The organism is Methylobacterium sp. Leaf466 (genome assembly GCF_001425565.1).
Classification (GTDB): Bacteria; Pseudomonadota; Alphaproteobacteria; order Rhizobiales; family Beijerinckiaceae; genus Methylobacterium.
Genome location: NZ_LMRC01000023.1, coordinates 195,904 through 209,654 on the forward strand (window position 1 = coordinate 195,904; position 13,751 = coordinate 209,654).

14 protein-coding genes are annotated in these 13,751 nt (G+C 69.5%); 7 read left to right on the forward strand and 7 right to left on the reverse strand.

Annotated elements, in window-relative coordinates; genetic code table 11:
* The first annotated feature begins 1 nt into the window (after nucleotide 1).
* Complete coding sequence (locus tag ASG59_RS10460; RefSeq protein WP_156399205.1) at nucleotides 2-1,609, forward strand: cryptochrome/photolyase family protein; 1,608 nt, start codon at nucleotides 2-4, stop codon at nucleotides 1,607-1,609.
* Here the strand turns inward: ASG59_RS10460 and bcsS are convergent.
* A complete protein-coding gene (gene bcsS, locus ASG59_RS10465; RefSeq protein ID WP_244475691.1) occupies nucleotides 1,545-2,294 on the reverse strand; it encodes a cellulose biosynthesis protein BcsS in 750 nt (249 codons plus the stop codon). The two genes, ASG59_RS10460 and bcsS, sit on opposite strands and share 65 nt — an antisense overlap.
* 331 nt (nucleotides 2,295-2,625) lie before the next feature.
* On the opposite strand from bcsS, the gene ASG59_RS10470 reads away from it, so the two are divergent.
* Complete coding sequence (locus tag ASG59_RS10470) at nucleotides 2,626-3,228, forward strand: exopolysaccharide biosynthesis protein (RefSeq protein WP_055879706.1); 603 nt, start codon at nucleotides 2,626-2,628, stop codon at nucleotides 3,226-3,228.
* Nucleotides 3,229-3,246: 18 nt separating this feature from the next.
* On the opposite strand, the gene ASG59_RS10475 is transcribed toward ASG59_RS10470, so the two are convergent.
* Genes ASG59_RS10475 through ASG59_RS21430 form a run of 3 tightly spaced genes read right to left on the reverse strand, consistent with a single transcriptional unit; the run spans nucleotide 3,247 to nucleotide 5,149 of the window.
* On the reverse strand, nucleotides 3,247-4,071 hold the full coding sequence (locus ASG59_RS10475) for a metal ABC transporter permease (protein WP_156387543.1): 825 nt from the start codon (nucleotides 4,069-4,071) through the stop codon (nucleotides 3,247-3,249).
* Between the two features lie 38 nt (nucleotides 4,072-4,109).
* Nucleotides 4,110-4,991: an ABC transporter ATP-binding protein gene (locus ASG59_RS10480; protein WP_056408902.1), complete on the reverse strand. Its 882-nt coding sequence runs from the start codon at nucleotides 4,989-4,991 to the stop codon at nucleotides 4,110-4,112.
* Between the two features lie 26 nt (nucleotides 4,992-5,017).
* A complete protein-coding gene (locus tag ASG59_RS21430; protein WP_274533812.1) occupies nucleotides 5,018-5,149 on the reverse strand; it encodes a hypothetical protein in 132 nt (43 codons plus the stop codon).
* A gap of 223 nt (nucleotides 5,150-5,372) precedes the next feature.
* Between ASG59_RS21430 and ASG59_RS10485 the strand changes: the two genes are divergently transcribed.
* The 5 genes from ASG59_RS10485 to hslU all read left to right on the forward strand — a co-directional run bounded on the left by ASG59_RS10485 (nucleotide 5,373) and on the right by hslU (nucleotide 10,885).
* Nucleotides 5,373-5,867 (forward strand): Fur family transcriptional regulator, encoded by a 495-nt coding sequence (locus ASG59_RS10485; RefSeq protein WP_082523848.1) that lies wholly within the window; start codon nucleotides 5,373-5,375, stop codon nucleotides 5,865-5,867.
* Nucleotides 5,868-6,022: 155 nt separating this feature from the next.
* Nucleotides 6,023-6,559 carry an ATP-dependent protease subunit HslV gene (gene hslV, locus ASG59_RS10490; protein WP_055879714.1) on the forward strand — a complete coding sequence of 179 codons (537 nt, stop codon included), beginning with the start codon at nucleotides 6,023-6,025 and terminating at the stop codon, nucleotides 6,557-6,559.
* Nucleotides 6,560-6,641: 82 nt separating this feature from the next.
* Nucleotides 6,642-8,312 (forward strand): HAMP domain-containing methyl-accepting chemotaxis protein, encoded by a 1,671-nt coding sequence (locus ASG59_RS10495; protein WP_056408765.1) that lies wholly within the window; start codon nucleotides 6,642-6,644, stop codon nucleotides 8,310-8,312.
* 165 nt (nucleotides 8,313-8,477) lie between these two features.
* Complete coding sequence (locus ASG59_RS10500; protein ID WP_056408767.1) at nucleotides 8,478-9,575, forward strand: hypothetical protein; 1,098 nt, start codon at nucleotides 8,478-8,480, stop codon at nucleotides 9,573-9,575.
* Nucleotides 9,572-10,885, forward strand: a complete 1,314-nt coding sequence (gene hslU / locus ASG59_RS10505; protein ID WP_056408770.1) for an ATP-dependent protease ATPase subunit HslU — start codon at nucleotides 9,572-9,574, stop codon at nucleotides 10,883-10,885. The genes ASG59_RS10500 and hslU overlap by 4 nt, the downstream gene beginning before the upstream one ends.
* A 21-nt stretch (nucleotides 10,886-10,906) precedes the next feature.
* Here hslU and ASG59_RS10510 read toward each other — a convergent pair whose 3' ends face one another.
* The 3 genes from ASG59_RS10510 to ASG59_RS10520 are packed head-to-tail and all read right to left on the reverse strand — an operon-like array spanning nucleotide 10,907 to nucleotide 13,589.
* A complete protein-coding gene (locus tag ASG59_RS10510) occupies nucleotides 10,907-12,352 on the reverse strand; it encodes a pilus assembly protein TadG-related protein (protein WP_056280738.1) in 1,446 nt (481 codons plus the stop codon).
* Nucleotides 12,346-12,996: a TadE family protein gene (locus ASG59_RS10515; protein ID WP_244472233.1), complete on the reverse strand. Its 651-nt coding sequence runs from the start codon at nucleotides 12,994-12,996 to the stop codon at nucleotides 12,346-12,348. Before ASG59_RS10515 ends, ASG59_RS10510 begins: the two co-directional genes overlap by 7 nt.
* 50 nt (nucleotides 12,997-13,046) lie before the next feature.
* A complete protein-coding gene (locus ASG59_RS10520; RefSeq protein ID WP_056280740.1) occupies nucleotides 13,047-13,589 on the reverse strand; it encodes a TadE/TadG family type IV pilus assembly protein in 543 nt (180 codons plus the stop codon).
* Nucleotides 13,590-13,751 lie beyond the last annotated feature (162 nt).

The following is a 13,751-nucleotide window of genomic DNA, read 5'->3' on the forward strand; positions in this document are numbered from 1 at the left end:
CTTGGGGACCCTGCGCTTCGTCCTTGGCGACCAGCTCCATCGCCGGGTGTCGACCCTGACCGATTGCGACCCCGACCACGACGTCGTCCTCATCGTCGAGGTGATGGCGGAAGCGACCTACGTCCGCCACCACAAGCAGAAGATCGCCTTCCTGTTCTCGGCCATGCGCCATTTCGCGGCCGAGCTCGAGGCCGAGGGACTGAGGGTCGACTACGTCCGCCTCGACGACCCCGGCAATAAAGGATCCTTCACCGGCGAGCTGGAGCGCGCGCTCGCACGCCACGCCTGCGACCGCGTGGTGGTCACCGAGCCCGGCGAGTGGCGGGTACTGTCGATGATGGAGGCCTGGCGCGAGGACCTCGCCGTGCCGGTGGAGATCCGCCCCGACAACCGCTTCCTGTGTCCGCGCGCCGAGTTCGCCGAGTGGGCCGGCGACCGCCGCAGCCTGCGGATGGAGACGTTCTATCGCGGCATGCGCAAGCGCACCGGCCTCCTGATGGAGAACGGCGAGCCGGCGGGCGGGCAGTGGAACTTCGACCATGACAACCGCAAGCGCCTGCCCAAGGGCCACCGCCCGCCCGAGCGCCCGCGCTTTGCCCCCGATGCCGTCACCCGCGAGGTCCTGGCGCTGGTCGAGGCCCGCTTCCCCGAGCATTTCGGCGACCTCGACGGATTCGGCTGGCCGGTGACGCGGCAGGACGCCTTGAGTGCGCTGGCGCATTTCATCGCCGACTGCCTGCCGACCTTCGGCGACTACCAGGACGCCATGAAGACCGGCGCGCCGTTCCTCGCCCATTCGCTGATCTCGCCGGCCCTCAACGCCGGCCTGCTCACGGCGGAGGAGGTCTGCCTCGCGGCCGAACGCGCCTACAAGGAGGGTGCGGCGCCCCTCAACTGCGTCGAGGGCTTCATCCGCCAGATCCTCGGGTGGCGCGAGTACGTGCGCGGTCTCTACTGGGCGCGGATGCCCGAGTACGCGGCCACGAACGCCTTGGCCGCCAAGCGCGACCTGCCGTGGTTCTACTGGTCCGGCGAGACACGGATGAACTGCCTCGCCCAATGCATCGGCGAGACCAGAGCCCACGCCTACGCCCACCACATCCAGCGCCTGATGGTGACGGGCAACTTCGCGCTCCTGGCCGGGATCGCGCCCGCCCAGGTCGAGGAATGGTACCTCGTCGTCTATGCCGACGCCTACGAATGGGTGGAACTGCCCAACGTCCACGGCATGGCGCTCTGGGCCGACGGCGGCGTCATGGGCTCGAAACCCTATGCGGCGTCGGGCGCCTACATCAACCGGATGTCCGACTACTGCGGCACCTGCACCTACGACGTATCCGCCAAGGCCGGGCCCGAGGCCTGCCCGTTCAACTATCTCTACTGGAACTTCCTGATCGAGAACGCGGAGCGCCTCGAACCCAATCCGCGCATGGGGATGCCCTATCGCAACCTCGCCCGGATGGACGAGACGCGCCGGGCCGAGATCGTGGCCGATGCGCAGAGGTTCCTCGACGGCCTCGAGAGCCGGCCGCCCCCGGGAGACCTCACAGCGGCCTCCAAAGGGTCAGCGACACGTAGGGGCCGGCGCTCGCCCGCCCGCTCTCCATGAGGACGCCGGCCGAGACGCGGCAACGCAGATCGCCGACTTCGAGATCGGTGGCGTGGAGGCCGAGGCTGGTCTTGCGGTAGCCGGTCTCGTCGACGTAGAGCGCCGCCTCCGGCCCGACGGAGGCGCCCCAGGCGCGCCACCCGTACGACAGCCGGCCCCAGGCATGGCCGCGGGCCGAGCCGAGGATCAGCGTGGCGGTGAGCAGGGTGTCCTCGCTCGGACGGGCCCAGACCTCGCCGTGGATGCGCAGGCCCGGCCGGGCCGGCAGGAACGCGGCTCCTCCCGGACCCGACAGGCTCTCGATCGACCCCTCCGGTCCGGCGAAGAGTGCGACGACGCCCCAGTCGGCGACCCATTGATACCCGGCGAGGGCCGCTCCCAGCATCGTCCAGCGCGTCAGGATGGTCGGCCGAGCCCCGGCGAGAGAGGGTCCGCGCTCGCCTCGGCGCCCGGTCCCGAGGCTGGCGAGGGCCACGAACCCGTCGCGGTCGATCCGGTCCGCGGCGACCTTGGCGCCGACCGTGACGAATCCCGACGGCCCGGCCTCGAGGCTCCCGAAGATCACCGTCGACAGGGGATACTCCCCGGCCCGGGCCGAGGCCGCCCCGCCGAGGACGGGGGCGACGATCAGGAGAGTCCTCAGGGCCCGGCGGCGGGATCGGCGACGGACCGTCGGTGCGGCCACGGGAACGATGCTCCTGGCAGAGGCCGCCGCGGGACGGCCGACCTCCAGATTGCATCGTATTTCTCGTTGCAACTCAATCGATATCGCGTTTTTCTGCGGTACACGCTGTGCCGAACCGGCGGACCGCAGACAAACTCACCGCCTTTATTGACCTGATCGATATTTGTCTTGTTTCTATACCTCAGGTTGCGTCACCCGGTTCCAATGACCGCCCGGTCCCGGATCGCCCGCCGAATCGGTACCGGGCATGGCCGACCGGCGGCCGCCGCTTGGCGTCGGGGCCCGACTAGGATAGAGCCCGCGCCGGGACAGCAGCCGATGGCCGATCTTCTTGACTTCAGGCGCACGAACATCCGACGTCCTCACCGTCCTGGCGGCGCAGGAAGGTGACAGGCTGACCGTCGGCGACATCGTCGCCGTCCTGCGGGACCGCGCCTTCGCCCTCCTCATCGTCATCCTCGGCCTGCCCAACTGCCTGCCGATGCCGCCGCCGATCCCGCTGGTGTGCGGTCTGCTGCTCCTCCTCGTGGCGTTCCAGATCATGATCGGCATGGCCGCGCCGTGGCTGCCGAAGATGCTGCTCGGGCGCTCGGTGGCGCGCAGCGACGTCGAGCGCGCAGCCAAGCGGGCGGTGCCGCTGCTGCGGCGGCTGGAGCGGTGGTCGCGGCCGCGCCTCAGCCTGTTCGAGACGCCGCTGGGCATGCGCACTGTCGGGCTGATCGTCCTGACGCTGTCGCTGGCCTTGATCGTGGCCGCACCCTTCATCGGCCAGATCCCGCTGGGGATCGCGATCTGCCTCGTGGGCCTCGGCCTCGTCGAGCGCGACGGCCTCGTGGTGATGGTCGGCCTCGGGGTCGGCGTCATCGGCGTGCTGTTGAACGCCGGCTTCGTCTACGCCATCGTGACCGGGATCATGGAACTGCTCAGCCTGTAGCGATCGGACGCCGGGCCCTCAGGCCTCCAGGTGGCGCCGGCGCAGGAGCCTGAGGAGCAGGCCGCCGCGGGTGCCCACCAGCAGCGAGACGAGGTAGAGCGCCCCGGCCGACAGCACGATGGCCGGGCCGGTGGGAAGGTCGGCGTGGTACGACAGGCTCAGGCCCGTCAGGCTGGCGATCATCGCGAGACCCATCGAGACCGGGATCAGGCCGCTGAGGTCCGCCGCCCAGAGGCGGGCGGTGATCGCGGGCAGCAGCATCAGCCCCACCGCCAGCAGCGTGCCGAGCGCCTGGAAGCCGCCGACGAGGTTCATCACCACGAGGCCGAGGAAGGCGTAATGCACCGGCCCGCCGGCGCGGCTGACGCTGCGCAGGAACAGCGGGTCGACGCATTCCATCACCAGCGGCCGGTACAGGGCGGCCAGCGCGAACAGCGTCACCGTGGCGATGCCGCCCAGCAGCAGCAGCGCCGGGTCGTCGAGCGCCAGCACCGTGCCGAACAGGATGTGCAGGAGGTCGATCTGCGAGCCCCTGAGCGACACGAGCAGGACGCCGGCGGCCAGGGAGATCAGATAGAAGGCGGCGAGACTCGCGTCCTCCTTGATCACGGTGGAGCGGGTGACGAACCCGGCGAGCAGCGCCACCGCGAGGCCGGCGGCCAGCCCCCCGAGCGTCATCGCCGGCAGCGACAGGCCGGCCACCAGGAAGCCCACCGCCGCCCCGGGCAGGATCGCGTGGCTCATCGCCTCGGTCATGAGGCTCATGCGCCGCAGCATCAGGAACACCCCCACGGGGGGGGCCGACAGCGACAGGGCGAGGCAGCCGACCAACGCGCGGCGCATGAACGCGAATTCGAGGAACGGTCCGAAGACGAGGTCGATCACGCGGCGTGCCCGTGGTCGTGCCCGTGGTCGTGCCCGTGGTCGTGCCGATGCGGGCCGTGCCCGTCCCCGTGTGAAGGCCCGTGCGAATGGCCGTCTCCGGCGGCGCCGGGGGGAAGCGGGCCGTGGCCGTGGTGGTCGTCGCGCGCGCAGATCGCCGCCCCCTCGTCCCAGGCCTCGGACAGGCTCTGGGCCCGGGCGAGGTTGCGGGGGGTGAGGACGCTGGCGGTGGGCCCCCAGGCCACGGGCTCGCGGGCGAGCAGCAGGGTGGTGGGAAAATGCGCCGTGACCTGGCCGAGGTCGTGCAGGGCCGCGACGATGGTGCGGCCCTGGCCGTGCCAGGTCCGGATCAGCGCCAGCAGGTCCTGCGTCGTGCGACCGTCGACCCCCGAGAACGGCTCGTCGAGGAGGATGACCGAGGCCTCCTGCAGGATCAGCCGGGCGAACAGGGCGCGCTGGAACTGCCCGCCCGAGAGCGTCCCGATCGGGCGATCGGCGAAGCCGTCGAGGCCGACCGCCGACAGGGCGGCGAGCAGGTCCGGCCGGTGCCGACGCAGGCTCCGCCACGGGCCGAAGCGCCGCCACAGGCCCATGGCGGCCAGATCGAGCACCGAGAGGGGAAAGCTGCGGTCGATCTCCGCCGCCTGCGGCAGATAGGCGATGGTGTCGGCCCGGCCCGGCCGCGCGATCGCCCCGTCGAGGCAGGCGATCTCGCCGACGATGCCCTTCAGGAGCGTCGACTTGCCGGCCCCGTTGGGGCCGACGAGGGCGAGCAGGGCGCCGCCCGCAACCGTCCCGTCGAGGTGATGCACCGCCGGGTGCCGGTCGTAGCCGAGGGTGACGCCCCGCAGCACGATGTCGCCGGGGGGCGGACGCGACATCGGCGCGCCGCTCGTCACCGTCCGCGTCATTGCCAGGCCCAGACGATCGCGACCCAGAGCAGGCCGCTCAACAGGCCCGCGGCGGAAAACCGCGCGAGGGCGCTGGCCTGGAACAGGGAACGGCGCGGAACGGTCATGCGGTCACGGGTTCGGATCATGAGGTCGGGTCTTGGGGTCGGGTCTTGGGGTCGGGTCGCCGGTTCGGGTCTTGGGAGGTCGTTTGCCCGAACGGGAGCGTCGGATTATGGTTCAGGGCTGATACACTGTAACACCCGCCGGGTTCAATCGGCCCGGGGCCGCGCTCCCGGCCGGTCGGGGATGGGGTGCTCCGGCGGGACGGGTCCGAGGACGACGGCGAGAACAGAGGCTAGGGACAACGGGATGCACGACCACGCCACCGGATCATCGGACGGTGCCGGGCATGGCGCCTGCGGCGCGAACGTGGTGGCGCGGGCCGAGCGCCTTTGCCGGGACCGCGACCTGCAGTTCACCCGCCTGCGCCGCGACGTCCTCGAGACCGTCGCCGCCCAGACACGGCCGATGGGTGCCTACGACATCGCCGAGCGGCTGAGCGCCCAGGGCCGCCGGGTCGCGGCGGTGTCGGTCTACCGCGCCCTCGACTTCCTGGGCGAGCACGGCCTCGTCCACCGGATCGCCAGCCGCAACGCCTTCGTCTCCTGCGGCCACGAGCACGGCGAGTCGGCCAAGCTCGTCTTCCTGATCTGCCGCACCTGCGGAGCCATCGACGAGACCACGGCCCCGGCCGTCGAGACCGCCCTCGACCGCACCCTGGTGCAGGCCGGCTTCAAGCCCTCCGGTCGCATCCTCGAGGTCGAGGGCGAGTGCGGCGCCTGTCAGGAGCGGACCGCGGCCTGAAGCGGCCGCGATCGAGTCCGGAGGCGCTGGGGGCGTGGTGCCCGCGAACTGGACGAACGGCCCGCGCACGCCCACCTACCGCCGATCTCTTCCCGCCAGCCCTTCGATCCGCCACGGAGCGATCCTTGCCCCATTCCGAATCCGGCCCGCCGCAGATGCACGCCACCACCATCCTCATGGTCCGCAAGGGCGGGCGCGTGGTCATCGGCGGCGACGGCCAGGTCAGCCTCGGGCAGACCATCGTCAAGGGCAACGCCCGCAAGGTCCGGCGGCTGGCCAAGGGATCGGTGATCGGGGGATTCGCCGGGGCGACGGCGGACGCCTTCACGCTGTTCGAGCGGCTGGAGGCCAAGCTCGACCAGTACCCGGGCCAACTCACCCGCGCCTGCGTCGAGCTGACCAAGGACTGGCGCACCGACCGCTACCTGCGCCGGCTCGAGGCGATGATGCTGGTGGCCGACAAGGACGTGAGCCTGCTGCTCTCGGGGGCCGGCGACGTCCTCGAGCCGGAGCGCGGCGTCATGGCGATCGGCTCGGGCGGAAACTACGCCCTGGCCGCGGCGCGGGCCCTGGAGGACGGCGAGCACGACGCCGAAGCCATCGTGCGAAGGGCGATGGGTATCGCAGCCGAAATTTGCGTTTACACAAATGAGAATCTCGTGATCGAATCCCTGAGTAGCGAATCCGTTTGAGCGATCTCTGTCTTCGTTAACCCTGTCGCAAAGCCTCTACCTTTATGTCGGTCCATCGAATGGTGCCCGATGGAGAGCGGCGATGCGGATCCGGTCTAAAATCTTGGTGTTCGTCGCTGCTTGCAGCTTGATGACGGTGGTGATCGCCGCGATCAGCTTGTCGACCCTGAGCACCTTCAACACCGCGATCACCGAGGCCAAGCAGGCCTCGCAGCGCGCCCTCAACGCGGCCAACCTCAACCGCCTCGTCACCGGCGTGGTGGTTGAAGCCCGCGGCATCTACGCGGCCAAGGACACCGCCGACGCGAAGAAGTACGCCGAGCGCCTGCTCAAGAACCTCTCGGCCATGAACGCCCTGCTCACCGAATGGGCGCCCACCGTGCCCGACAGCGAGCGCGTCCTGTTCGACCGTGTCGTCACGGGTGCGGCCGACTTCACCGTCCTGCGCAAGGAGACGGCGCGCCTGGGCACCGAGGTCGCACCGGCGGCGGCGGCGGCACAGGGCTTCAACGAACTCAACCGCGCCAACCGGCAGGCCTTCCAGGACAGCATCGACGCCCTGGTCACGAGCGGCCGGGCGACGGTGGACGCGATCGACCGCCAGACCGACGTGCTCTACGACCAGCGCTTCATGCTGCTGGTGGGGATCACGATCGCCGGCGGCCTCGGCAGCCTTCTCATCGGCGGCATCGTCGGCAACCGCATGATCGCCCGGCCCCTCACCCAGGTCTCCCAGGCGATCGGGCGCCTGTCGGCGGGCGACCACGACCTGCCGCCGGTCAAGGCCGGCAAGGACGAGATCGGGGCGATCTGGGCGAGCATGGCGGTCTTCGCGGCGACGATGCGCGAGAGCACCACCCTGCGCGCGCACCAGGACCAGGTCACGGCCTCCGCCCAGGACCGCCGCCGCACCGAGATGTCGTCCCTGGCCGACGGCTTCCAGGGCAGCGTCGGAGAGCTGGTGCGGACGCTGGCCACCGCCGCCACCGAGATGGAACGCACCGCCCAGGCCATGGCCGCCGATGCCGACCAGACCAACCGCCAGTCGAACGCCGTGATGTCGGCGGCCAACGAGACCGCCATGAACGTCCAGTCGGTGGCCGCCGCCACCGAGGAGCTGGCCGCCACCGCCAACGAGATCGGCATGCAGGTCGCCCAGACCTCCGCCGCCGCCGCCGGTGCCGTGGAAAGCGCCAAGCGGACCAACGCCCGCGTCCAGGCCCTGGCCGACAGCGCCTCCCGGATCGGCGACGTGGTCGCCCTCATCTCCAACATCGCCGGCCAGACCAACCTGCTCGCCCTGAACGCCACCATCGAGGCGGCCCGGGCCGGCGAGGCCGGGCGCGGCTTCGCGGTGGTGGCCGCCGAGGTGAAGGAACTCGCCTCGCAGACCGCCAAGGCCACCGACGAGATCGGCACCCAGATCGCCGCCATCCAGGAGGCCACCCGCGAGACCGTGAACGCCATCGCCGAGATCGGCTCCACCATCGGCACGGTCCACGGCATCGCCATCGGCGTCGCCGCAGCGGTGGAGGAGCAGCAGGTCGCCACCCAGGAGATCGCCCGCAGCGTCAGCGACGCGGCCCGCGGCACCCAGGCCGTCACCGAGACGATGAACCAGGTGCAGGAGGCCGCGGTCCAGGCCGGCGCCCGCGCCTCCCAGGTCCTCGACGCGGCCCGCGGCCTCGTGCGGCAGTCGAAGGCGGTGGCCGGCGAGGTCGACCACTTCGTGGGCGGCGTGCGCGCGGCCTGAGAGCGGCCGGTTCGACGGGCCGGATCGAGCGCAGCCTAACGAGCAGAGCCTGGAAAGCCGGCGCCGTCGGGCTTAAGTCCCGGTGGTGCGACGCCAACCAGCCCCGTTTCCGTCCGTCCCCCACGCCGCCGTCACGGCTCGGCCGTCCCTGCCCGGGGGCGGCCGATGATCGAGACGGCGCTCCTCGACCGGGCGGTGGCCCGCGGAATCATCACCCAAGCCCAGGCGCACGACCTCGCCGGCCTGTCGCGGGAGACCGTCGACGACCCGGCGCTCCCCGCCGAGGCGGCACGGGACGACGAGCAGCTGCGGCTCGTCACCGGCTTTGCCGACATCTTCGTCACCATCGGCCTCGTCCTGTTCCTCGGCACCGCCGCCTACATCGGCACCGAGGTCGCCGGGGCGCTGGTCGGCCATGTCCTCGTCGCCGCGATGGCCTGGGGTCTGGCCGAGTTCTTCACCCGCCGCCGGCGGATGGCGCTGCCCAGCATCGTCCTGCTGCTGGCCTTTGCCGGAGCCAGCTTCTCGGCGCTGGCCTTCGCCTTCGGTGACGGAAGCGGGCTCGGCGGCTGGGTTCCGGCCCTCGACCTCTTCGGCTCCGGCGCCGCGAACCCGGGCGGACTGGCCATCGCCGGGCTCGGGACGCTGGCCCTCTGCGCCCTGCACTTCCGGCGCTTCGCCGTCCCCGTCACCATCGCGGCGGGAACGGCCGCCCTCGCCGCCACCCTGCTCGGGCTGGCCTTCGCCGCGGCGCCGGAGGCTGCGGCGCGCCACAGCGACGCGCTGTTCGTCGTCGCGGGCCTGGCGGTCTTCGCCCTGGCGATGCGCTACGACCTCGCCGATCCGCACAGGTCCGGCCGCAAGACCGACATCGCGTTCTGGCTGCATCTTCTGGCCGCGCCGCTGATCGTCCATCCGGTGCTCTCGAACCTCGTCACGGTCACGCAAGGGGCGACGAGTTCCACGGCGGCGCTGGCGGTCCTCGCCATCGTGCTGATCCTGGCCCTCGTGGCGCTGATCACCGACCGGCGGGCGATCCTGGTGGCGGCGATGGTCTACACCGCGGTCGCCTTCGGCACCCTGATCCGCGACGCGGGCCTCGCCAGCCGCTCGCTCCCCTTGAGCCTCCTGGCGCTGGGCGCCTTCGTGCTCCTTCTGAGCGCGGGCTGGCATCCCTTGCGCGGGCTCGTCCTGCGCCTCCTTCCGCGCGGCCTCTCCGCCCGGCTGCCCCATCCTCTCGCCCACCTTCCCGGAACCCGATGACCACCTTCTCTCCCCGCGAGATCGTCTCCGAACTCGACCGCTACATCGTGGGCCAGCACAACGCCAAGCGGGCCGTCGCCATCGCGCTGCGCAACCGCTGGCGCCGCCAGCAGCTCACCGGGCCGCTGCGCGAGGAGGTCGCCCCGAAGAACATCCTGATGATCGGGCCGACCGGCTGCGGCAAGACCGAGATCGCGCGGCGCCTCGCCCGGCTGGCGGGCGCGCCCTTCCTCAAGATCGAGGCGACCAAGTTCACGGAGGTCGGCTACGTCGGGCGCGACGTCGAGCAGATCGTGCGCGACCTCGTCGAGATCGGCATCGGCCTCAAGCGCGAGGATCGCCGCCGCGGCGTCCAGGCCAAGGCGGAGGCGGCCGCCGAGGCCCGCATCCTCGACGCCCTGGTCGGCCCCACCGCCAGCCAGGCGACGCGCGACAGCTTTCGCAAGAAACTGCGCGCCAGCGAGCTCGACGACAAGGAGGTCGAGATCGAGCTGTCGGGCGCGGCGGCCTCGGGCATGCCGATGTTCGAGATCCCGGGGATGCCCGGCGCCGCCATGGGCGCGGTCAACCTCGGCGACATGCTCGGCAAGGCTTTCGGCGGCGCCAAGGGCAAGCCGCGCCGGATGACCGTGCGCGAGGCCTATGCGCCGCTGCTGGCCGAAGAATCCGACAAGCTGGTCGATGCCGAATCCCTGACCCAGGACGCGATCCGCGAGGTCGAGGAGAACGGCATCGTCTTCCTCGACGAGATCGACAAGATCTGCGCACGCGAGGGCCGTTCCTCGGCCGACGTCTCGCGCGAGGGCGTGCAGCGCGACCTGCTGCCGCTCATCGAGGGGACCACGGTGGCGACCAAGCACGGGCCGGTGAAGACCGACCACATCCTGTTCATCGCCTCGGGCGCCTTCCACGTCTCGAAGCCCTCCGACCTGCTGCCCGAACTGCAGGGCCGGCTCCCGATCCGCGTCGAACTGCAGCCGCTGACGGTGGAGGACTTCAAGCAGATCCTCACCACCACCGAGGCGAGCCTGATCAAGCAGACCGTCGCGCTCATGGCCACCGAGGGCGTCACCCTGGAGTTCTCCGACGACGCCGTCGACGCGCTGGCCCGCGTCGCCGTGGACGTCAACAACTCGGTCGAGAACATCGGCGCCCGCCGGCTGCAGACGGTGCTGGAGCGGGTGATCGACGAGATCTCGTTCACGGCCACCGACCGGTCCGGGGAGACCGTCCCGATCGATGCGGACTACGTGCGCGAGCGTGTCGCGAGCCTGGCCGCCGACACGGATCTCAGCCGCTTCATCCTGTGACGCGGCCGAGGGGCGTCGGCGCTACTGCGTGATGTGGGCGACCTGGACGGCCTGGTCGAACATGGCGTTCAGCGCGGCGGTGATGTCGGCCGGCGTGTTGGCCGTCCGGAAGAAGCCGGGCGAGGCGCAGGCCTTCAACGGCACGTCGAGGGTCGGGCTGAACCCGTTCACGATCCCGTTCTCCCAAGCCACTCCACCGCCGCGATCGACGTAAGCGATCTGGTTGTAGGGAATATGCAGGATCGAGATCGTGGCACCGTCGTCCTTCAACGCCTGGCATTCCTTCGGGTCCATCTTAGACGGCTTGGAGCCGTCCCACCAGGCATCGCCGTGACCAGGGAAAGTGGAAGGCCTGCCGGGGTAAGAATAAGGGCTGCTGCTGTTTTTCTTCACAAAATAGTGCTGATCGTTCTGCATCCCGTCCGTGATCACGAAGATAAATGACTTCGGCACCGACGCGGTCGAGCCGTCGCCGAACTTCGAGACCGTCGTGCGCATCTTCTTGAACGCATCGTCGAAGTGGGTTCCTCCACTTCCCGTCCCGGTGGTCGGATCCCCCGCCGTGAAGAGTTGCGTGGTTCCGGTGTCGAGCAGGTTCGTGAACGCGAGCGGCCATGACGAACCACATTGGGCTGCCGTATTCAGGGAGGAGATGTTGCTCGTCAGCGGCGACAGCGTCGCCAGCTGATTGATGAACGGATAAATCCCGACGCGATATTGATCGGTGACGCTGGAAGTGGCTGCGCGGGCGAGGAGCGAGCAGACCGCCGAGTTCACGGCGTCGGATCGCAGCTGGATCTTGCCGGCCGCCAGGGTCCAACCCTTCCTGTCCGGAAAGTGACAGGCGAACTGGCAGCCCTGCTTGTAGTCGTCGTACATATCGTCGTTCTTGCTGGCCAGGGTCGTCATGCCGGCGGCCGTCGTCGGCAACCCCATCGAGCCGGACACGTCGACCATCAGATAGAAGTCCAGGTAGCTCGACACGTCGGCGGCGGCGGACGTCGTGTTCTGGAGGTTCACGGTCGGGACGTTGAAGATCCGCCCGAAGCTGTTCTGCACGACGGCCGTGTAGGTGACCGTCGATCGGAACGTCTGCCCCGTGCGCGTCAATTGAGGCGTCTGCAGCTGGTACGTGCCGAGCGAGATGTTGCCCGCGTTGACCTTGAAGACACTGGTGGCCTGGGCGATCCCGGCGGCGATCGCCTTGGTCGTCACGCCGGTTTGGGTGGGATTGTTGGCGAGATACGTCTTCGCCGTCACGACCGCGGCCACCGCCGCGGCATCGGCCGCACGATCCAGTTTCGCCTTGTTGCTGGTGGCGACGCCGTAATCGATGCCGAGCCCGACGATGCCGATCACGGGGATCAGGGTGAACGCGAAGATGATCCCGACACTACCCTCGATCCTGCTCCGGATCGACGACGAGCGAGATCTGGCGGATGCGGTCCGACCCGGAAGCTTCAGCATTTCGAACCGATCCCGTCGCTGTTCGTCGTGTCGTAATTGATGAGCGTCGCATAGCGCGGCTGCATGTAGGCCGTGCGAGCGATCTTGATCGCAGGCACGAAGTTCTCGCCGAACGTCGGCTTGAAGGTGAACACGACATCGACCACGACGATGGAGGCGGCCCCGAAGATCGACCGCGGCAGGGTCGTCGCCGAGGGAGGATTCGTGTCGTCGACCGGCGTCTGCTTGGGCGTGCAGGTCCGAAAGCCCCCTCCATGGACACCGGTACTGGTCCAGACCACGGAGGCTTCCCGGCAGGAGCTCGGATCGGCCGACGCCTGGCAGTTTCCCGAGACCGGGGTGAAGCGGATGCTGGCGAAGTTGATGGCGATGTTCTGCCACCACTGGACGCCCTTTTGCTTGGCGTCGGCCATCACGTAGGGAAACGTCACCAGGGCCGCGTCGTAGGCGAAGTGCAGGTCGAGGGCATTGACGGTGGCCTCCGACGCCCCGGCCGGGGGAACGGCCTGGGAGATCATCTCGCCGATGGATCGGGCGAGGAGATCCACCCGCCGCGCCGCGTTGGTGTAGGAGACGACCTGGATCCCCCCCAGCATGATCGCGAAGAGGATCGGCATGATGAGCGCGAACTCGATCGCGGCCATCGCCTTGCGATCGCGGAGGAAGGCTCCGATCGGTATCGCCCGGCCGGCCATCAGTATTTTTCGTTTCTGAAAACGGCGGTCGACACGGCGAGATAGGCGGGAGACCCCTTGTACTGGGTACTTCCGAGCATCGTCGTCATGAAGGACGGCAGCACCCGGATCGGATAGATGACCTGCAGATACTGGTAGTCGCCCTGTACGCCCATGTTGAATGTCCCCGCGCCGGGGGTCAGGTCCGGGATCTTGAGACCGCTCACATCGTCTTTCACGAAGGTGTAGTATCCGCCGGGCCCTCCCGACTTGGGAACGATGTAGAGGTTGACGATCAGGTCGGCGCAATCCATCGCGCTGGGAAGCCGGCCGCAGATGTTGCTGGTCAACGTGCTCTGGGTCATGGACGATGCCTGGGCCGAACCGGTCATGATCGACCGCGACGCCTGCGCCGTGGCGTTGTCGAGTTCCTGGTTGAGGTACAGCCCAGTTCCCACCACCATGACGAAGACGATCGTCAGGAGCAGCATCGGAGCCACGAGCGCGAACTCGACGGCGGTGCTTCCGCGGTTGCAGGCGATCCGTCTTGCGATTCGATCCATCGGTGTCGGCGGCGATCTGGCGTTGGTTGTCGGCCGGGCTCGTGCCTCGCGCGGACCCGCCGAGAGCCGACACCGGAGGGACGCTCGCCGGCAGGCAAGCTTGGACTGCGCAGTCCGATCACTAGCGATCAAACCTTAACTTACGATAAAAAACTCGCCGAT